This is a genomic window from Mangrovibacter plantisponsor, from assembly GCF_003182475.1.
Taxonomy (GTDB): domain Bacteria; phylum Pseudomonadota; class Gammaproteobacteria; order Enterobacterales; family Enterobacteriaceae; genus Mangrovibacter; species Mangrovibacter plantisponsor.
Map to the genome: position 1 here is coordinate 195,736 of NZ_QGTS01000008.1, position 20,576 is coordinate 216,311.

The following is a 20,576-nucleotide window of genomic DNA, read 5'->3' on the forward strand; positions in this document are numbered from 1 at the left end:
GATGCGTTATGTACAATCGAACTGGTGTTAAGGCCTACCAAAAGGTGAGCCTTGAAAGCGCGGTGATGAGTGCCAGCCCACACCAGCTTATTGTGATGCTCTTCGATGGCGCATTAAGCGCCCTTGTTCGGGCAAAACTCTTTATGGAGCAAGGAGCTGTTGCTGACAAAGGCAAAGCCCTCTCTCATGCCATTAACATTATTGATTCAGGGCTCAAAACGGCCCTGGATACCAGTGAAGAAGATGAGCTGACCAGCAATCTCATCTCTCTTTACGAGTATATGATTCGCCGATTACTGCACGCAAACTTACGCAATGATATTGCCGCGGTTGAAGAAGTTGAGCGTTTGCTCACCAATATTGCCGATGCATGGAAGCAAGTAAAACCAACCTATCAACCACTTCAGGGTGCCAGCTAATGAACACCGTCAACTCATCCCTTACTCTCTGGCATGCCCTGCATGCCTTGAGCAAAACCATGCTCAATCTCGCCCATGAAGGAAAGTGGGATGAGTTGATTGAACATGAAGTCAAATATGTTCAATTAGTTGAAAGTATTGCCAAAAATCCGGTCTCCCCTGAACAGGTACGTTTAGTTGAAGAAGCCCGGGACTTATTACGTGAAATTCTTGCCAATGAAGCGACATTGAAAGGTTTGTTGCAAAGCAGAATGGATGATTTACGCAAACTCATTGGCCAGACGGGTAAGCAAAAAACCCTGGCAACCACGTATGGCAAATTTTCGCACAACATATTGATGCCACTGGATTACAACCAGTGACACTGGATATGTACAGAACCCTCTCACGGTTTAGATAAAATAAATTAGATAAATAAAGGTGCCCCCTGGGCACCTTTATTTTTTACTTATCACACCTGAGATGTACCCTGCAGCCATCTTTGCAAGGCCTGGTCCGGCTTGAAAAAAAGCCTGCTAATGTAGCAGGCTGGGATAATTTACATGTGGGTAAGTAGTCAATCAAATTCCGCACACAACGCTGTTTTATAATCATTGTAGCGCCCTTGTGCATGTTTAATTGTGGTCACCACCCAGGTGAAACTGTGGTCTGTATGCTCAATATCAATGGCATAACTCCCCGGGATTGTTGCCACACCCGGCATCGCAGCCAGCTCACTGGCAACAGCACTCAGAGCCATCTGGTCAAGGAACCATACCGCATTATTCTGGTGTAAATTATTAAGCAGGAACTTACGTACTTTACCAATATAACTTTTCGACGTGTTTCCCCCGCCCAGCCAGACAAACCCACCACATACGCTTTCCCAGAAAGGTGCAATTTCGGGCTTGTTAAGCAACAGATCCATGTCTTCGATACGCGGCATAATATCCTGCCATGATTTACGGAACAGGCAATCAGCATCAACGATCAGGACCGGGGTTTTGAGTGCTTTCAGAGCATATTCAGCAAAAATAAAGCGCCTGGACGCATAGTGCGTAACAATATTTTCTGCAACGGAAACAATTTCCGAAGTACAGGAAATGTTAAGTTCAGGGAATTGTTGCCTGAGCCGTGCGACATCTGTACGCACTGCATCAGTTATGTTGTAAACATGCAGATGAACGTTCAGTAACCCATTGTTAGTATCAAATATTGAATACACCAGTGGCACTGCATGTTTTGCGTAATAAACCGGATCACAACAAACCACCACAGTAGTACGGTCATTATTGCATGCCGGGGCAAACTCTATATTGTAAGCGTCAGCCGGAAAGGACATCTTTTGCCGCAGGCTTCTGAAATCAATAAATGACTCTGGCGTCCCACCGCATTTGTAGATAGTCGTTACTGTCAACAGTAACGCCATCGCATCCTCGCCCATCAGTTGCGAATCTGCGGTTAGCGTTTTAACTAATGACAAAGCCAGGTCAAAATTTTCTTCGATCACCGCCAACATCAGCATTATTTTAACGATTTTGGCTGATGATTTGAGATATTCACTATTCTGACCAACCAAACTAACAACACTTTCAATATCGCCAACCCGGAAGAGCAACTGAATCACAGCTTCCAGGTATTCAATACAAGGATGGCGGGTAATCGCATCTGTCAGGGCCTGATTGAGGCTGCTTTTCAGCCCTTCAGGTAAAATGACTTGTTTACCTTGCCAGGATTTATCCAAAGACAGATTCGCCATAACCACGGCCAGCAGTAATGACTTTAACCCTTTATCGTGAGTTTCTGGCAACCCGGAATCAGCGCTTAGCACTGAACGGCACAACCCGAAAAAGTCCAGTTGCCCCTGTACCGTATATTTTTCAAGCTCAAGTACTGGCAGTTTGCCAGTCTCAGTAATAGTAATTTCCCGTGTAAAAACATCGCGATAGAACTGGTGCATCTTTTTGGCGCGAAAATAGTCCATCTGCTTCACCTTCGTAACCTGGTTACCTGATATCTCTTTGTTCTCCCAGAAATATGAACAAGAGACTGTGCCAGCCTACGCTAGCACAGGGTAACAGGATTAACGGGAAGAATAGACGGGGTTAACAGGGGTTATTGTGCAGAAGGCGCAGAGGGTATTTCCCCGGCAACAGCAGCAGATGCAAACTGCGGCAGTTTACCCATCTCCGCCTGGCATTCGACTGTAGGTTTTTCTACACGTTTAAGCGTCATTCCCGCGTAGTCCAGCGTTTCGCCATCCAGTTCAACTGTATAAATATCCCGTTTCTGTGTGACGTTATACAGCGCATCACCACGCTGCATCAGCTTACCGGGTTCAGCAATCACGCGCTGCCACTGGCGGCAATCCAGGGTATCACCCGCTTTGGTGACCACCAGGCTCGCTATCGCTTCCGGGCTTACCAGCTTAGATTGCGGCCCCGCAGACTGCCAGTAGCCCACCAGCCATTGCGGAGCTGGTACTTTAACCACCTGGGTGTAATCATCAACCTGAACGCAACCGGCCAGCATAAGTGCAGCGATAGCGGGTAACAGTGTGATTTTTTTCATCATATTTCCCACAAAAAAGAGAGTGCGTGTATTCTGGCACTAACCCGCTACGGATGCCAGCCTCCTGCCATACAGCACCGTTACCACCACAGGCTATTCACGCTTCACTGGTAAAAACTGGCGCAGGGCAAAATGCAGTAGCCCCATAGCGCTATGGGCAAAGATATAAACCTCAATCAGGCCGGTCAGAAATTTATGCCAGTGAATAACATTGAAGCCAACAGCATATCCCATCAAATATAAAGCAACGCCAATAGCACCGGACAAAGCCACTAACAATAGTGCTCCCACACCTAATCCCTGAACGGTAGCGGCGATCCCTCCCGCAGAAGCCTCAGGCAGGCGAAAGCGAGCCAGAGTGCGTAAATCCGCAAAAATTGCCGAAAAATCCCCCATCAGCCAGGCAAAGTAATAGCGAAAACCACGCAGAACCAGGACATAGAACAGTAATGCGAAACCCAGAATCACCAGTACAGACCCGGCAATGATATGCAGCCAGGTACATAAAAACACCAGTACCCCGGCACTGATGTCGGTAATCGCTTCTACCTGTGTCGCGTTACTGTTAATAATTTGCCCAATGACCAGCGCGGCTATCAGGATATGTACCACCCGCAATAAGCGGGGCTGCGTTTCACCAAGGTAATGCCAGAATGTCCGTAACATTGTCGTGCCTCATAACGCTTTAATTGTGCGTTCAGAGTGGCGCAATAAACTTAAAAAAAACTTAGCACTCAATGAAAATAACCCGCCACCACAGGTTTATTTCGCCGGGTGGTAACTGCACTGCGCCGGGTCAAATACCTGATTCCAGTCACTCTTCATATTCACCACCACCCAGCCATAATGGGGTGCCAGGCTCAGCCCGTTTATTAATTTGCCGCTGGCGCTCGGGTGCGCGTCATAGGCATATTCCCGTTGTGCATCTGTATGGTGAATCAGCACACCCAGTGGTTTTACCTGTTTATTCGCCGAAGTGTACTGCAGCATGGGCACATCACCATCGCTGTTACCAAAGGCGGCCACCGGGCGGTGCCCCATAAACAGGTGGATGGAGACCGGTTTTTGGGCTTCGTCGTTATAAAACGCGCCTTTCATGGTTTTCTCTAACTGTGTGCCGTCATCGGTCAGGCGAAACTCGGTTAACGAGAATGACCCCACCACCTGCTCAGGGGGAATACCGTACATCTCCCCCGCCACCCGGCGCATAAAATCAATCCCGCCACCGGATATAATCCAGGTTTTAAAGCCTTTATCACGCAGGTAATCCAGCAACTGGCGCATGGGTAAATACCCCAGCTTGTTGTACGGGCAGCCAAACCGTGGGTGGCGGTGAGAAGCCAGCCAGGCGTCAACCCGCTGGTCAAACTCTTCCACCGGCATATTGCTGTGAGTCAGGGTGAGCAACGTCATCAGCCCCTGCTGCCCAGCTTTTTCAAGGGCTGCCATATCGTGTTTCTGCGCGGCAATGACCACCGGGTTATCCTGCCATTCAGGGTGAGATGGCGCCAGGCGGTTAACTTCATCCACCGCGAACTGTAACTGGAATGTCAGGGGCGCTTCCGGCCACAGTGTACCGTCATTGTCGAACACCACATAACGCTGGTCCGGCGGGATAAAGTCCGGTCCATCCTGCTGCGTACTTTGTGCCACCCAGTTAAGGATTTGTGATTTCGCAGGCGATGCGTTCCATGCAGATAACGGCCCGTTTTCAGCGCTCCATGCCATAAACGGGAGCAACACCACAGCCAGCGGTAATAAACGTGTCTTCATTTTATTCTCCTGTGTGAGGGTATTTTCCCCGGCAGGGGCACCTCTCCCCAGAATGCCTGCCAGCGGTAACCCAATGCTTTACCCAAACGAATAAGTAGCAATCGCCCTTTCCAGGCGGCCAACGCCCCGGCCAGAATCACCGCCAGCCATGCGGCCAGCATTCCCCAGGGGAGTGGCACACCCGCCCGGAGTGCTGTTTCAGCTCCGGCTGCGCGGGCGGGGGAGAAATCCCATGTTTTCCCGGGCAAACGGGCTTCCTGCCAGCGCTGCGTGGCGGTATCCCACCAGCGCAGCACCACATCGGGTGCCGTCAGGCTCCCCGACTGTTGCGGCTGGTAGCGCAGCCGTTCAACATATTCAATGCCGGTTACGTCGCCACGCCCCTGAGTAAGTACCCGGCTTTGTGGGGCCAGCCGTTGCGTGTCTGTACCGGCTACCGCAAATAGCAGCGGCGGTACCTGTGCCGGAATAATCCCCTGTGCGCGCAGTGTGACCTGGCGCTCAACCACATCACCCACATGCAGTTCACCGTCTTCGGTTGCCCGGTAAAGTTGCCAGTGTTGCTGCAAAGCCAGTTGGGATGCGGGCAGGAAGCGGTCCGGTTGTTCTACACCGGCGGGCCAGTGAACGGGTTGTGTCAGTGCAGGCAGGGCGGCTGTCGTCGGGCCTTCCTGTAGTGAAGGCTGAGTAATACTGATGGCAGGCAGCACCAGGTTGCCACCGTCAAAGGCCACCACCTGGCGGGACATGCGCACACCGCTCCAGGTGGTGTTCCCCCGGCGGCGGCTCAACAACTGGTTAGGCTCCGTTTCAGTCAACAGCATGCCGTTTTCCACTGGCATCGGCGCGGGCCATTGTGGCGGCGGGTTAAACCAGCCGTCAGTCCACCAGGTCACTACCACCCGGGCCGGTTGCCCGGGAACCAGTTGGTCTGGAGCCACCAGTTCACGGGTAATTTCAGTGGCTGCCTGAGCACAACCGGCCAGGCACAGCAGTAACCAGAGCAGTATTTTTTTCATTGCCCCTCCTCTGGTGCCGCGTGATAAAGATTTTCCAGCAGGCCTGCCGGGGAAATATCCAGCCGGTCGTACCACTGGCTGAGCTGCGGTGCCGCAACGGTTGTGGGTTTATTCAGTTGCTGCTCCACCCCCTGCTCTTTTTCCAGGTCATGCTTAATGGCATCCGGGTCGAAGTCCTGGTCGCCATCCTGTTCCGCCTGGCGGTCGCGTTCCTGTTTACGTAACTGCAGCACAATCGCAGCAATTTTCGCCCGGTTAGCCAGCGCCAGGTGCCAGCCGGGGCGCAGGCTCAGTGCTTCGTCATAGCGATTAAGCGCCTGCTGCCACTGTTTCAGTTGTGCGCAGGTGTTGCCCTGCCACACCAGCATATCCGGGCCGGGAGGCGCTTCACGAAATGCAGACAACGCCGCGTTGTAGTCCTGGGCCATGTAGAGCGCAACGCCACGGCGCAGTGGGTCCTGGTAGTGCTGAGCGGCACCGGCATAATCACCGCGCTTAAACGCCATCTGGCCCTGCATATCCGGGCTTACCCAGGCATCCAGCCAGCCACTGGCCGATGCCTGAGGGCTGAACCCACTGAAAGAAACTGACAGCAGCACGGCGAGAAACCACTGCCGCCTGCCGGCAAGTAACACCAGCAGAAGTGGGATAACCAGCCAGTAACCGCTGTTCAGCCAGTGCATATCGCTGCGGTTGTTCTGCTGCTGTGTCACGCTGTGTTGTACCTGGCGCACCACGGCATTCACATCGTCATTGTCGTGGCTGATAAGCGTTACCGGTATCCCGGTAGATTTCAGTTGGGTGAAACGCGCCACATTAAGGCGGGTAGTGCCCGTGTCAGCCGCGAATTTTTCCGGTAACCGGCCGCCTGCTGCCGTACCGGGTACCCAGACCTGTAGCGGCAACGATCCCGCCTGCTCACTCAGCCACCGGGCATCCTGTGCAGTGAGGTTATCCGCCACCAGTATCAGGCTGTGTGGCACTGTGCTGTTGCGTGGAAAGCTGTTGTTTGCCAGCTGAACAGCGGCCTGTAACCCGCTGCCGTCGCCCTCTGGTAACTGTTCGGGCGACTGGGCATTCAGGAATAAATTAAAGAAAACCGGGTCATCGGTAAGCGGGACAGTCAGAAAGGCGCGGGAGCGGTACACCACCAGCCCGGTGCGGCTGCCAGGCAGTGCCTGAACCAGTTGCTGCAGTTTGCGCTGCATCTGCTGGTGGCGGCTGGGCGGAATATCCTGTGCCAGCATAGCGCTGTCCTGTTGCAGAATAACCATCACATTTGACTGCAGGCTCAGGCCGGATGGCTGCGCTTTCTGCCATGATGGCCCGGCCAGCGCCACCATACCCAACGCCCAGGCTACTGCAAGCCAGCCATTGCGCCGTGACCGCTCGCCGGTGATCAGCACACGGGCAAACGCTGGCGACATAATACGGTACCAGGCACTGCTGCCCGCCCGCCCTGCCCACAGCAACAGCGGGCATAGCAGTAACCCGGCCAGCCACCAGGGCGACAGAAAGTGGAACGCGCCAGTCATAACCGCCTCCCCGCCATGGCGAATCCGGCCAGGCTGAACAGCAGCAACACAACCAGCGCACCACCCAGTGGCCAGGGGAACAGCGCCTGGCGCCAGGCATAACCCAGGGTTTCCACCCGTGCCGGGGTCATGGCATCAATGGCCTGCCACACCTGAGCCAGGCGTGAAGCCGAGCTGCCTGCCTGCCAGAACTGCCCCCCGGTTTGCTGCGCAATGATCTGTAACAGCGCCGTATCCACTTTATCCGGGCCGGTTGCCTGCGCATCGCCAAAGGCAATGGTGTGCACTTCCACATGGAGAGATACCGCCAGTTGTACCGCCATATCCGGTGCCAGGCGGGAAGCTGTGTCGTTACCGTCGGTTAATAAAATCGCCATCCGGCTGGCTCTGGCATCCACACCGGTGTCCAGTAATTTCACGGCCACCGCCAGGGCATCGCCCACGGCAGTCTGTTGCCCGGCCATTCCCGCAGACAACTGGGTCACCCGCTCCAGCAACGCCTGCTTATCTTCACTGAGCGGCGCAAAGGGCCATGCCTGGTTGGCAAATATAACCAGCCCCATGCGGTCGGTTTTACGCCGGTTAATAAATTCCCGCACGGTATGCTGTACTGCCTGCAAGCGGGTTTGCCCGCCCGTGGCGTCACGGGTGTCCATTGATCCCGAGACATCCAGCACCAGGACAACATTACGCAACGGTTTAATGATTTGTTGGGGAGGCAACAGGTATTCCGGGCGGGCAAGCGCACAAACTGCCAGCAGCCAGGCAAGCCAGAACCCGGCAGCCTGCCAGCGCCGGGGGGCTCGTGGCGGGTCAGACAATTGCAGCTCTGCCACCAGTTGGGGCAAAAAAGGAACACGCACCTGTGCTCCGGCATCCGGCGTTTTTCTGGTAAACAGCCCGGTAAGAAATGGCAGAGGTAACAACAACCAGACCCAGGGCCAGGCAAAGCTCAGGCGGGAAAGGAGTTCAGACATCCGGTATCTCCTCCAGCCATTGCGCTATCTGCCCGCGGATACGTGCATTGACAGGTTCTGGTAACCGATTGTCTGGCTGGCAGTATTTTTCCGCCAGCGCTGTTACCAGGTCCGCATCAAGGGGCACCTGCGCCAGCACCTCCTCCACGCCCTGCAGGCGGCTGACTTCCGCACGCGGATGGTGCACCAGCAAAATACGCCGGACCACCACCAGCCATTCATCTGCATTATGCAGGTTGCGGGCCAGGGCTGATGCTTCACGGCGCCAGCGGTTGCGCCGCCAGCGGCCAACGCGCAACAGCCCCCAGACACCGGCTACCAGCGCCAGGCCCGCAGCCAGCCAGTACCAGCCATCCGGCAACGGTAGCCAGGAAACAGGTTGTGGCAATGGAGGCAACGCCAGGTCTGGTACGGTAAAGCCTTTATCCAGCATTTACACCCCCGGCCTGAGTTGGGGCAATAACGGCTCGCTCACCACCAACTGGTTAACCCGGCACCCCGTGCGCGCCAGGCGGTTTTCCAGGGTCGCCAGGCGCGCGCAGGTCTGTTCGCGAATGCGTTGTTGTAATGAGGGTGTCAGCGAAACGGTAGTGCGCACCTGCTGGTAATACGCGCCCAGTTCGCCACTGGCGGGCAGCCGCAGGTGTAAATCATCCAGCATAATAAAGGCACTGATACTGCCACGGCGGCATAACCTTGCCAGCAGGGTTTCACAGGCAGGGTCCAGGTCATGAAAATCACTGATAAACGCCAGCCAGGCGCCCGGCGGCATCATTTTATCCAGCCGAATAAGAACAGATAACAGCGTCACCGGCCCGGTAGTTCCGGACTGGTAACGCGCCGGTAGTGCAGCATTAAAGCTTTCCAGTGAAGCCAGCAGTGGGGGCAGGCTGGCGGCCGGGCTGCGGCAGGGAACAGGTTGTAACCGGTCATCACCAAATACCAGGCTGCCCAGCCGGTCGCCATCGTGCCAGGCCCGCCAGGCCAGCAGAGCGGCGGTCTGCGCCGCCGCAACGGATTTCATTTGCCCGCGGGTGGCAAAAAACATATCCAGCCGCTGGTCGGTACACACCAGTACCGGGCGTTCGCGCTCTTCATTGTACAGCCGCACCCAGGGTGTACGCAGGCGGGCTGTGGCCTGCCAGTCTATCAGGCGCACATCATCACCGGGCTGGTAACGGCGCAGGCTGTCGAAGTTAAGCCCGCGCCCGGTCTGCCGGGCCACTCTCTCCCCGGCCTGCGCCCCGGGAGGTAACTGCGCCGGGGGGTTACGCAGTTGCCGTGCCGCGGTCGCCAGCAACATTAGCTGTTCACGGGTGACAGTCATTTCACCAGGCATCAGGCCACCACCGCATCCAGCAGCATCTGTACCGCATCATCAGCCGTAATGTTGTCGGCACTGGCCTGGTAACTGAGCAGCAGCCGGTGGCGCAGTACCGCTGGTGCCACGGTATGAATATCTTCCGGTAACACGGCGTCGCGGCCAGATAACCAGGCATGAGCCCTGGCACAACGGTCCAGTGCCAGGGTGCCACGCGGGCTGACGCCCAGCGCCAGGTAACTGGCGAATACCTCACTCACCACCGATGGCGTGCGGGTCATAGCCACCAAATTGACTATGTACTCCTCCATGGCAGGTGCCACATACAGGCTGGCGATGTCCCGCCAGCACGTGCTGATATCCGCCTGGCTCAGCACTACGTCAGGTTCGTTACTGGTCTGTGGCTTTTCACCCTGGTAGCGCGCCTGCTGCTCCTGGCGCACCAGTTGCATCACCCGCTGTTCATGCTCTTTACTGGGGTAACCCACCTGCACTTTCATCAAAAACCTGTCCAGTTGGGCTTCCGGCAATGGCCAGGTCCCTTCCTGGTCGATGGGGTTTTGAGTTGCCATAACCATAAACACGCCGGGCAGCGGCCAGGTTTTCCCGGCCACCGTCACATGGCGCTCTTCCATGGCCTCCAGTAGGGCCGACTGCACCCGGGCCGAAGCCCGGTTGATTTCATCTGCCAGAATGATGTTGCCGAACACGGGGCCAGGCCGGAAGCGGAACTGGTCTTCCTCTCTGGTGGCCTGCTGCTGGTAAATTTCACTGCCGGTAATATCTGAAGGCAGTAAATCCGGGGTGAACTGAATGCGGCGGAATTCGCCTTCGACATGTTCTGCCAGCGCCCGCACTGCACGGGTTTTTGCCAGCCCCGGCAGCCCTTCGAGCAACACATGCCCGTCGCACAGCAGGGCAATAACCAGCATCCGCACCAGGTTTTCCTGCCCCAGCACCTGCCGGTTCATGGCGGCTTCCAGCGCCAGCATTTTTTCACGTGGCGTCATAGCACCTTCTCCTGGTCCGGGTGTTTCAGCAGCACGGCAATCCCGGCCAGAATGGGGGCCGAATAGTCAAAAAAGGCTTTGATGCCCGGGCAGAGATAATTCAGCCCGGCCTCACCGTCTTTGGTGCGTACCAGGCGGTTTTTGGGGCATTCCCCCCAGCACAGTTTCAGGTGTGGGCAGCGTTTACAGTCGCCCGGCAGGGTATCGCGCTTGCCAAACCCGAAGGCTTTCTGGCGCTCTGAAATTGCCATATGGGCAAGGCGTGCATCAGCCAGGTTGCCCAGCCGGTATTCCGGGTATACATAGTGGTCACAGGAAAAAATATCGCCATTTTTTTCAATAGCCAGCCCCTTCCCGCAGAACTCTGCTGTCACACAGATTTGCGCCGGCATGCCCATGGTCTGGGCCACAGCCGTTTCAAACAGGTTAACCTGCACCCGCCCAAGGTCGTTATTCACCCACTCTTCGAAGACCGTAATCAGAAAACGCCCCCACTCTTCTGGGTCTACTGACCAGTCGGTGACGATGGAATCCAGATCGCCAGGTTTTGCCCGCCGGGTACCAGTCACCGGAATGGAATCATCCTGCCAAAACTGCGGTGCCGTTTGCTGAAATTCCCGGGCTTCCACGCAGGGGTTGAACTGGATATAAGTGACACCCAACTCCCGAGTGAGAAAACGGTATACCTCCAGCGGGAACCGGGCATTGGTGTTATTGACAGTGACCAGGGCATTAAAAGGCACCTGGTGGCGTTTCAGGGCTGCCACACCTTCCATCACGCGGGCAAAGGTGGGCTTGCCGCTCCGGGTGACCCGGTGGTGGTCATGCAACTGTTCCGGGCCGTCTATCGATAACCCCACCAGAAAATGGTGCGCTTTCAGCCAGGCAGCCCATTCATCATTGATCAGCAGGCCGTTGGTTTGCAGGTCATTCTCAATACGCTGGCCGGGTTTCTGGTATTTTTTCTGGAATGCCACCACTTTGTCGAACCAGGCAAGCCCCATCAGGGTGGGTTCGCCCCCCTGCCAGGAAAACACCACCTGGTCGCCATCCTGGCTGTCGATATACTGGCGGATAAAATTTTCCAGAACCTCGTCGGACATATCTTCGCGCCGGTTCTGGTGCAACAGGTGTTCTTTGTGCAGGTAAAAACAGTAGGTGCAGTCGATATTGCAGCGTGAGCCGGTGGGTTTTGCCATCACGTGGAAGCGCCGCTGGTACGCCGGGCCTTTGCCCTGATATTTTTCAGCTGAGGGTAAAGCGGTAACGGGCAGCGTGGTGCTGTGCTTCATAAAACCTCCGTTAACCGGGCAGCTCCCCTGCCCGGTTGTGGGTAACCCAATCAGTTCCTGACTGACATCCCTTCATCCAGCAATGCCTGGACATCGCCCACGGTGAAAGAGCCCGGTTTCTGGCGGGGTGGGAACTCTTTGAAGCTTGCCAGCATATTCGCGACATATTTCTGTGCGCCGCCCAGCAGGAAGGCCCGGTTATAGAACCAGGCGTTGTAATCCATACCGGAATCGCCACGCTCCAGCGGGTCCACTTCCAGGTCGAACAGCATCGGCGTGCGCAGGCGGGTGAACGGGTAACGCCACACATCAATGCCGGAGTGTTCCTGAATCATGAAGTGCGCTTTCCAGCGGCCATAACGCATGGCCAGCAAGTCACCGTCATCACTCCAGTAGAAGAACTCTTTACGCTGGTCTGGCCCTTTCCCAGTCAGGAAATCGAGCTGGTTATAGCCATCAAGGTGCACCTTGTAGGTGATAGTCGGCGTTTTATAGCCTTTGAGTAGTTGCTGTTTGATATCCGGGTCACCTGCCGCCGCTACCAGCGTAGGGAACCAGTCGTTGCTGGCGAAAATATCGTTGATGACTGTGCCTGGTTTAATATGCCCCGGCCATTTGATCATGGCAGGCACCCGGAAGCCGCCTTCCCAGCCGGTATTTTTTTCACCACGGAACGGTGTCATCCCGGCATCCGGCCAGGTGGCAATCATGGGCCCGTTATCGGTGGTATAGATAACAATGGTGTTATCCTCAATGCCGAGATCTTTAATTTTCTGCAGCACTTCACCAATCATTTTGTCATGCTCGACCATCCCGTCGGCATAGGTGCCCAGGCCGGTGACACCCTGGCTGTCCGGTTTCAGGTGGGTGTGGTTATGCATCCTGGTCGTGTTGAACCAGGCAAAGAACGGCTTCCCGGCTTTCACCTGACGCGACATAAAGTCGTTGTTGGCGGCAAGGAACTCCTGGTCCACAGTTTCCATACGTTTCACGGTCAGCGGGCCGGTATCTTCCACCTTGCCGTCTGCCGTACTTTTCAGCACGCCACGCGGGCCAAACATTTTGCGGAATTCAGGGTCTTTCGGGTAGTCCGGGTTTTCCGGCTCTTCTTCGGCATTAAGGTGATAGAGGTTGCCGACAAATTCATCAAAACCGTGAGCGGTGGGCAGGAACTCATCCCGATCACCCAGGTGGTTTTTACCGAACTGGCCGGTGGCGTAGCCCAGTTGTTTGAGGACATTGGCAATGGTCGGGTCCTCTTTTTGGATCCCCTGCGGCGCGCCCGGCATCCCGACTTTACTCAGCCCGGTACGAAACGGCATCTGGCCGGTGATAAAAGCCGAGCGCCCGGCAGTGGAACTTTGCTCCGCATAATAAGAGGTAAACTTCGCCCCCTCGGCGGCGATGCTGTCAATGTTTGGGGTTTTATAGCCCATCATCCCCTGGTTATAGGTACTAAGGTTCCAGTAGCCAACGTCATCACCAAAGATAACAACGATGTTTGGCTTAGCCGGATTTTGCTCAGGCGCGGTTGGTGAAGTGCTTGCCGGGGCGGCATACACCGTGCTGGCACAACATACGACAGATAACGTGGCAGCTAACAGCGATTTACAAAACGGGACTTTTGTCATTTCTGTGCTCCGATTATTGTGGTCACATCAGGTTCTGGATTTTTTTCACCATAACATTTAGTTACACCACCTTCAGTTCCTCTTCCTGGAATGTCCTATCTTCTTAGAATGTCTGGGTGAAATTCATACTAAAAAAATAGAGTGCCGGGTTGTGGTAACTCCCTTTCACTAGCGGCGAAGAAACCGAGGAGGACTGGAGATCGACATATTCGAATGCCGCGCCAATTTGTTGCGTACCCGACAATTGGTATTGCGCACCCACCCCATAACGCCACGCGTTACCTGTAGGCATAGTCATCGACGCATCGCTCTGGGAACGGTAGAAGCTGCTGTCATAAGCAACCCCTGTATTCAGGTGCCAGTCCGGGGTTGGGCGAAACTGAAGCCCGAGCGCAGTATGCCAGGTATCCCGCAGGCGCGAGTTACCTTCAACTTCATTGCCGGCGACATAGATTTGGCTGTTACTGTAGGCGCTCCAGTCCTGCCAGCCCAAATCCCCCATCACTGACCAGCGAGGGTTGATGTCGTAAACAGCGCTCAGCATGAGTTGCGCGGGCGTGCTCACATCAGCAGCAATGGGCAAGATATAAGGCGTATTATTGAGTTGTGCGATACGCACCTGGTTATTGATATTGAAGTGGTAGTCAGTTTTGCTGGTGTAAGTAAGCCCGACACGGGTTTGTGGTGTCAGGTCGAACAATATTCCGAGCCGGTAATTCAGCGCCCAGTCATGGTCGGTTTGTTTTTTATCTTCACCTGAAACATCCCGTGTTAGCGAGAGAAAACCATAATTAATTCCGATGCCGGCACCCACAGAAACCCTGTCGCTCAGTTTCCAGCCCACAGCAGGGCTCAACGTCATTGCCAGCAGGGTGCTTTTTTTCAGTACTGCATCCCCTGCCCAGTTACCGAAATCCAGCCCCAGTCCGTAATTGCCATACAGGCCTAAACCCGCAGAAACCCGGTCATTAATTTGCTGGCGCCAAAATACACTGGAGGCAGGAAACCAGCCAATAGTATTCCCCGGGCTTTTCCCTTGTAAAACCGCGTCATTATCCAGCTGGTAGTTGGTGTCACCATATAAGGCCTGGATACCACCGGTCAGCATATTGCCAGATAAGCGGGTCAGCCCGGCGGGGTTGGTCACCAGCGTGGAAGCGTCGCCTGCGCGGGCCGCCTGCCCGGCGCCAGCCAGCCCCAAATCTTCCGTTGCCATCTCATACAGATAAAGGCCACTGGCATAAGACACACCAGTAAACATCAGGCCAAGAAGCACAGCACCCTGTCTGACCATATATTGCCCGTTTATCACATATATTGGTTAATTACAGGCCGTTACAGCCTGTACGGAACAGCCTGATTTCAGGTACAAACCCGCCATCGCCCTTATTCCCGGGCGCAGAAAGGCGGTGTTGCAAGTATTGCCACACAGTTACGTCACCTTACGGCAAAAAAGATTTATTAAATAAAATTAAGATTTGGTAATAAGTAATAAATGTAGATAAACCCGCAGCTTTCGCAAGTGTAATTCGGTGGAATTGAACAGTGAGGCGAGAAAGTTTTATTGCTGGCAGAGCAGGTTAGCCGTGAAGGAATTGCATTAGGATAAATCTTATAAAAATAGCAGGCAGGTAACCGCTGAATTGGTGCGCCACACCTGCCCGATATGCTATGCGTTATTGCGGAATACTACACCTGCATGGACATAATATCCTGGTAGGCTGCCACCAGCTTATTACGCACCTGAACGCCCATTTGCAAAGAAATATTGGCTTTTTGCGCATCCACCATCACGTCATTCAGTGCCACGCCAGGCGTACCCAATTCAAATTTTTGATACTGAGCGCGTGCGGCATTCTGTGTGTCACTGATACGGTCCAGTGCAGACTTTAATTCACCAGCAAAACTGACACCGCCATTTTGCGCCGTGGTGTCCACGTCTTTGTTTCCTGCGGCGATGGCAGTGGCCTGAAGCTGCTGCAGTACGCTTTCGATGCCCTGAATTGCCATGACTGACTCCTGATTACCTTTATGAGTGTTGGCAAGACTAGCATGAGCGCCTGAAGATAAAAGCGCTAAATAACGTCAAAAAGTTCAGCTTATTGAGGCATCGAATTCCCCACAAACGCAAATAATAACATAGCCATTATTGTGGAACTTTTGTCGTGTTGCCGACCCGGGAGTCTGCTTTGTTTTATTACTCGAATAACTTTGACACCGCTGAGAAGAGAGGCGAGCAATGAATGCCACAACCTCCACTCAATCGCCGCAAGCCAAACCTCTGGAATGGCTTAACCGCCTGCGTGCCAATCCAAGGATCCCCTTGATTGTTGCGGCGAGTACCGCTATCGCGATTGTTGTTGCCCTGGTCTTATGGGCTAAAACCCCGAACTACAGCGTCTTGTTCAGCAACGTCTCCAGTCAGGACGGCGGTGCCATCGTTACCCAGTTAACCCAGATGAACGTCCCATACCGTTTCGCAGATAACGGTAGCGCAATTCTGGTACCAGACGACAAAGTCTACGACTTGCGGTTACGTCTGGCTCAACAAGGCTTACCCAAAGGCGGTGCCGTCGGGTTTGAATTGCTGGACAACGAAAAATTCGGCATCAGCCAGTTCAGCGAACAAATTAACTACCAACGCGCTCTGGAAGGCGAACTGGCGCGTACTATCGAAACACTTGGCCCGGTGAAAAGCGCGCGTATCCACCTTGCCATGCCAAAACCTTCTTTATTTGTTCGCGAACAAAAATCCCCTTCTGCATCTGTCACATTAAACCTCGAACCCGGCCGTGCGCTGGATGATGGTCAAATTGACGCCATCGTCCATATGGTTTCCAGCGCCGTTGCGGGGATGCCACCGGGTAATGTCACCATCGTTGACCAGGCCGGGCACTTGTTGACCCGTTCAGATACCTCTGGCCGTGGTTTGAATGATGCCCAGTTGAAATATGCCAGCGAAGTTGAAAGCCGTATCCAACAACGTATTGAAGCAATACTTGGCCCCATTGTTGGTACGGGTAATGTGCATGCTCAGGTTTCTGCGCAAATCGATTTCAATGCCAAAGAGCAAACGCAGGAACAATATGGCCCGAACACAGATCCGGCACAGCAGGCCATTCGTTCTCGCCAGTTGAATAACAGTGAACAGTTGGGCGGTTCTTCTGTTGGCGGTGTACCAGGAGCATTGTCTAACCAACCGGCTCCGGCCAACAGTGCGCCGATAACAACCCAAAACAACGCGCAAAATACTCAGCAAAACGCGCAGCAGAATGGCCAGCAAGGGGCTAATCAGCAAAATGGCCAGACGGCATCAACCAATAAGGTAGTGCCAAGTAATACTACTCATGATGAAACCACTAACTACGAAGTGGATCGCACCATTCTGCACACCAAAATGAATATTGGTGATATTGAACGGTTATCTGTCGCTGTTGTGGTGAATTATAAAACGGCTGCTGATGGCAAAACACTGCCACTCACTGCCGAGCAACTGAAGCAAATTGAAGACCTGACCCGCGAAGCAATGGGCTTCTCCGACAAACGCGGCGATACCGTTAACGTCGTGAACTCGCCATTTACCGCACCAGACAACAGTGCGGACAACATTCCGTTCTGGAAAACACCGGCATTTATCAACCAATGCCTGGAAGCTGGTCGTTGGCTGCTGATTGCGCTGGTTGCATGGATTCTGTGGCGCAAAATGGTGCGCCCACATCTCGTGCGTCGCCAGGAAGCAGTTAAAGCGGCAGAAGAGCGCGCCCGTCAGTTGCAAGAAGAGGATAAAGCCGTTGAGGTTACCCTCAGTAAAGATGAGCAACAATCGCAACGTCGCAATAACCAGCGCCTGAGTGCGGAAGTAATGAGTCAACGTATTCGTGAAATGTCCGATAACGATCCACGTGTAGTGGCCCTGGTTATCCGTCAGTGGATGGGGAATGAACTATGAGTGATATGACCGGTACTGAAAAAAGCGCCATCCTGCTGATGACCATTGGTGAAGACCGTGCGGCTGAGGTGTTCAAACACCTCTCCGCGCGGGAGGTACAACACTTAAGTGCCGCGATGGCAAATATGCATCAGGTATCAAACTCACAGTTAACTGAAGTGTTAAAAGAGTTTGAAGCCAATGCCGAACAATTCGCTGCATTGAGTATTAACACCAACGACTACCTGCGTTCAGTGCTGGTTAAAGCGCTGGGCGAAGAGCGGGCAAGCAGCCTGCTGGAAGATATTCTGGAAACCCGCGATACCGCATCTGGCATCGAAACGCTGAACTTTATGGAACCACAGAGTGCAGCCGACCTGATTCGCGACGAACATCCGCAGATTATCGCCACCATCCTGGTACACCTCAAACGCGGCCAGGCAGCCGACATTCTTGCTCTGTTCGACGAGCGTATGCGCCACGATGTCATGTTGCGTATCGCCACCTTCGGTGGTGTACAGCCTGCCGCACTGGCAGAACTGACTGAAGTACTGAACAGCCTGCTCGATGGCCAGAACCTCAAACGCAGCAAAATGGGCGGCGTGAGAACGGCGGCAGAAATTATCAACCTGATGAAAACCCAGCACGAAGAGGCGGTCATTGGGGCAGTTCGCGAATTCGATGGCGAACTGGCGCAGAAAATTATCGACGAAATGTTCCTGTTCGAAAACCTGGTGGAAGTGGACGACCGCAGTATCCAACGTCTGCTGCAGGAAGTGGAATCCGAATCGCTGCTTATTGCACTGAAAGGCTCCGAGCAGCCACTGCGGGAAAAATTCCTGCGCAACATGTCGCAGCGTGCTGCCGACATCCTGCGCGACGACCTGGCAAACCGTGGCCCGGTGCGCCTTTCTCAGGTGGAAAACGAACAGAAAGCTATCCTGCTTATTGTTCGCCGCCTGGCCGAATCTGGCGAGATGGTAATAGGCAGCGGAGACGATGCCTATGTCTAAGCCGCAACCGAGTTGGCAATTATGGATGCCGGATGACCTGAACCCTCCGGCTGCCGTATTTGAAAGCCTGCTGGCGGAAAAGAAACGCAAGCCGAAGCAGGTTGCTGAAACTGAGCCTGTAAGCGAGCCTGTTCAACCTCAGGAGCCCACTCCTGAAGAGATAATGGCAATGATGCGCGATGCTGCGCGCGAGCAGGGTTTCAATGCCGGTTATGCTGAAGGCAAGCAACAGGGTTTTGAGCAAGGTCGCCAGGAAGGGCTTGTCCAGGGGCAACAAGCAGGCCTGGCGCAGGCACAGCAACAACAGGCACCGATCCATGCTCAAATGCAGCAACTGGTCAGTGAATTTCAAAACACGCTGGATGCGCTCGACAGCGTCATTCCATCCCGGCTGATGCAACTGGCGCTGGAAGCGGCACGCCAGGTTATCGGGCAAATGCCGGTGGTGGATAACAGCGCGCTGATTAAGCAAATCCAGGCCTTGTTGCAGCAAGAACCCATGTTCAGTGGCAAACCCATTTTGCGGGTGCACCCGGACGACCTGCAACGTATTGAAGAGATGGCAGGTGCTACACTTAATCTGCATGGCTGGCGTTTACGCGCTGACCCAAGTCTTCACCCGGGTGGCTGTAAAGTCTCTGCGGACGAAGGCGATTTAGATGCCAGCGTCGCGACTCGCTGGCAAGAATTGTGCCGCCTTGCGGCACCCGGAGTATTGTAATGACGGCCCGACTGACACGCTGGCTTAACACCCTGGATAACGTGGAAGCACGGATTGCGCAATTACCCAAAGTACGCCGCTACGGCAGGCTAACCCGTGCGACGGGGCTGGTGCTGGAAGCAACCGGGCTGCAACTCCCGCTGGGGGCCACGTGTATCATTGAGCGTCAGGATAACCTGGGCACCACCGAAGTAGAGAGCGAGGTCGTCGGTTTTAACGGCCACAAGCTATTTTTAATGCCACTTGAAGAAGTGGAAGGTATTTTGCCTGGCGCACGCGTCTATGCCCGCACACTGACAGGTGACGGATTACACAGCGGTAAACAACTCCCCCTTGGCCCTGCCCTGCTTGGCCGTGTGCTGGATGGCAGTGGGCGGCCACTTGATGGCCTGCCCTCGCCGGAAACCGGTTTTACCGGCGCACTGATAACCCAACCGTTTAACCCACTACAACGTACTGCTATCGACCATGTGCTCGATGTTGGCGTTCGGGCAATCAATGCATTACTGACTGTAGGCCGTGGGCAGCGCATGGGCTTATTTGCCGGTTCCGGGGTGGGGAAAAGCGTTCTGCTCGGTATGATGGCGCGTTACACCCAGGCCGATGTCATTGTGGTAGGGCTGATTGGCGAACGTGGCCGCGAAGTTAAAGACTTTATTGAAAACATTCTTGGAGCCGAAGGCCGGGCCAGATCCGTGGTCATTGCCGCCCCCGCAGATGTTTCCCCGTTGTTGCGTATGCAGGGTGCTGCCTATGCCACTCGTATTGCAGAAGATTTTCGTGACCGTGGTCAGCATGTATTGCTCATCATGGACTCACTGACCCGTTATGCCATGGCGCAGCGTGAAATTGCCCTCGCCATTGGTGAACCTCCGGCAACCAAGGGTTACCCGCCCTCTGTGTTCGCCAAATTACCGGCGCTGGTTGAACGCGCGGGCAACGGTATTGATGGCGGGGGATCTATTACCGCTTTCTATACTGTACTGACTGAAGGCGATGACCAGCAGGACCCAATTGCGGACTCAGCCCGCGCCATTCTTGACGGGCATATTGTGTTATCCCGCAGGCTGGCTGAATCAGGGCACTATCCGGCGATTGATATTGAAGCCTCAATCAGCCGTGCCATGACCTCACTGATTTCTGAGACGCACTACGCGCAAGTGCGCCATTTCAAGCAATTGCTTTCCAGCTTCCAGCGTAACCGTGATCTGGTGAGCGTTGGGGCGTATGCAAAAGGCAGTGACCCGTTGCTGGATAAAGCAATAACCCTCTGGCCACATCTGGAGGCGTTTTTACAGCAAGGTATTTACGAACGCGCAGGGTGGGAAGAGTCATGTCAGTCTCTTGACCTGATTTTCCCGACAGTTTGAGTGAATAAGGGGGAGTG

20 protein-coding genes are annotated in these 20,576 nt (G+C 54.5%); 6 read left to right on the top strand and 14 right to left on the bottom strand.

All coding sequences use genetic code 11. The features are described 5' to 3' along the window. Positions 1–8 precede the first annotated feature (8 nt). Together fliS and fliT are read left to right on the top strand one after the other, a co-directional pair. A complete protein-coding gene (gene fliS / locus DES37_RS14790; RefSeq protein ID WP_110026426.1) occupies positions 9–419 on the top strand; it encodes a flagellar export chaperone FliS in 411 nt (136 codons plus the stop codon). Continuing rightward, the gene (gene fliT, locus DES37_RS14795; RefSeq protein WP_110026428.1) at positions 419–781 is read left to right on the top strand and encodes a flagella biosynthesis regulatory protein FliT; all 363 of its coding nucleotides are present in this window, start codon (positions 419–421) and stop codon (positions 779–781) included. Before fliS ends, fliT begins: the two co-directional genes overlap by 1 nt. Positions 782–975: 194 nt before the next feature. On the opposite strand, the gene DES37_RS14800 is transcribed toward fliT, so the two are convergent. From DES37_RS14800 to fliE, 14 genes are all read right to left on the bottom strand, one after another. Further along, entirely contained in the window at positions 976–2,382 is a 1,407-nt protein-coding gene (locus DES37_RS14800) for a hypothetical protein (RefSeq protein ID WP_110026430.1), read from the bottom strand. Between the two features lie 131 nt (positions 2,383–2,513). Further along, the gene (yedD, locus tag DES37_RS14805) at positions 2,514–2,969 is read right to left on the bottom strand and encodes a lipoprotein YedD (RefSeq protein WP_110026432.1); all 456 of its coding nucleotides are present in this window, start codon (positions 2,967–2,969) and stop codon (positions 2,514–2,516) included. Positions 2,970–3,062: 93 nt separating this feature from the next. After that, positions 3,063–3,635, bottom strand: coding sequence for a cytochrome b/b6 domain-containing protein (locus tag DES37_RS14810; RefSeq protein WP_110026434.1), 573 nt, complete (start codon positions 3,633–3,635; stop codon positions 3,063–3,065). A gap of 96 nt (positions 3,636–3,731) precedes the next feature. Beyond that, complete coding sequence (locus DES37_RS14815) at positions 3,732–4,742, bottom strand: HAD family hydrolase (protein WP_110026436.1); 1,011 nt, start codon at positions 4,740–4,742, stop codon at positions 3,732–3,734. Next, positions 4,739–5,761, bottom strand: coding sequence for a BatD family protein (locus DES37_RS14820; RefSeq protein ID WP_110026438.1), 1,023 nt, complete (start codon positions 5,759–5,761; stop codon positions 4,739–4,741). The genes DES37_RS14815 and DES37_RS14820 overlap by 4 nt, the downstream gene beginning before the upstream one ends. Continuing rightward, positions 5,758–7,296, bottom strand: a complete 1,539-nt coding sequence (locus DES37_RS14825) for a vWA domain-containing protein (RefSeq protein WP_110026440.1) — start codon at positions 7,294–7,296, stop codon at positions 5,758–5,760. Before DES37_RS14825 ends, DES37_RS14820 begins: the two co-directional genes overlap by 4 nt. Next, on the bottom strand, positions 7,293–8,273 hold the full coding sequence (locus tag DES37_RS14830) for a VWA domain-containing protein (RefSeq protein WP_110026441.1): 981 nt from the start codon (positions 8,271–8,273) through the stop codon (positions 7,293–7,295). The genes DES37_RS14825 and DES37_RS14830 overlap by 4 nt, the downstream gene beginning before the upstream one ends. After that, positions 8,266–8,706, bottom strand: a complete 441-nt coding sequence (locus tag DES37_RS14835) for a DUF4381 family protein (protein WP_110026443.1) — start codon at positions 8,704–8,706, stop codon at positions 8,266–8,268. Before DES37_RS14835 ends, DES37_RS14830 begins: the two co-directional genes overlap by 8 nt. Continuing rightward, positions 8,707–9,612, bottom strand: a complete 906-nt coding sequence (locus DES37_RS14840; protein WP_110026445.1) for a DUF58 domain-containing protein — start codon at positions 9,610–9,612, stop codon at positions 8,707–8,709. Next, a complete protein-coding gene (locus DES37_RS14845; protein WP_110026446.1) occupies positions 9,612–10,604 on the bottom strand; it encodes an AAA family ATPase in 993 nt (330 codons plus the stop codon). Before DES37_RS14845 ends, DES37_RS14840 begins: the two co-directional genes overlap by 1 nt. Beyond that, the gene (locus DES37_RS14850; RefSeq protein WP_110026448.1) at positions 10,601–11,896 is read right to left on the bottom strand and encodes an anaerobic sulfatase maturase; all 1,296 of its coding nucleotides are present in this window, start codon (positions 11,894–11,896) and stop codon (positions 10,601–10,603) included. The genes DES37_RS14845 and DES37_RS14850 overlap by 4 nt, the downstream gene beginning before the upstream one ends. Before the next feature lie 50 nt (positions 11,897–11,946). Next, positions 11,947–13,527 carry an arylsulfatase gene (locus DES37_RS14855; protein WP_110026450.1) on the bottom strand — a complete coding sequence of 527 codons (1,581 nt, stop codon included), beginning with the start codon at positions 13,525–13,527 and terminating at the stop codon, positions 11,947–11,949. Positions 13,528–13,630: 103 nt separating this feature from the next. Next, on the bottom strand, positions 13,631–14,821 hold the full coding sequence (locus tag DES37_RS14860; protein ID WP_110026451.1) for an OmpP1/FadL family transporter: 1,191 nt from the start codon (positions 14,819–14,821) through the stop codon (positions 13,631–13,633). Between the two features lie 395 nt (positions 14,822–15,216). Further along, complete coding sequence (fliE, locus tag DES37_RS14865; RefSeq protein ID WP_036102270.1) at positions 15,217–15,537, bottom strand: flagellar hook-basal body complex protein FliE; 321 nt, start codon at positions 15,535–15,537, stop codon at positions 15,217–15,219. A 229-nt stretch (positions 15,538–15,766) separates the two neighbouring features. Here fliE and fliF point away from each other — a divergent pair, with 229 nt between their 5' ends. Genes fliF through fliI form a run of 4 tightly spaced genes read left to right on the top strand, consistent with a single transcriptional unit; the run spans position 15,767 to position 20,559 of the window. Further along, positions 15,767–17,476, top strand: coding sequence for a flagellar basal-body MS-ring/collar protein FliF (fliF, locus tag DES37_RS14870; RefSeq protein WP_110026453.1), 1,710 nt, complete (start codon positions 15,767–15,769; stop codon positions 17,474–17,476). Beyond that, complete coding sequence (gene fliG, locus DES37_RS14875) at positions 17,473–18,468, top strand: flagellar motor switch protein FliG (RefSeq protein ID WP_036102265.1); 996 nt, start codon at positions 17,473–17,475, stop codon at positions 18,466–18,468. The genes fliF and fliG overlap by 4 nt, the downstream gene beginning before the upstream one ends. Beyond that, on the top strand, positions 18,461–19,189 hold the full coding sequence (gene fliH / locus DES37_RS14880; RefSeq protein ID WP_110026455.1) for a flagellar assembly protein FliH: 729 nt from the start codon (positions 18,461–18,463) through the stop codon (positions 19,187–19,189). The genes fliG and fliH overlap by 8 nt, the downstream gene beginning before the upstream one ends. Next, positions 19,189–20,559: a flagellar protein export ATPase FliI gene (gene fliI / locus DES37_RS14885; protein WP_036102252.1), complete on the top strand. Its 1,371-nt coding sequence runs from the start codon at positions 19,189–19,191 to the stop codon at positions 20,557–20,559. The genes fliH and fliI overlap by 1 nt, the downstream gene beginning before the upstream one ends. The last annotated feature ends 17 nt before the right edge of the window (positions 20,560–20,576 follow it).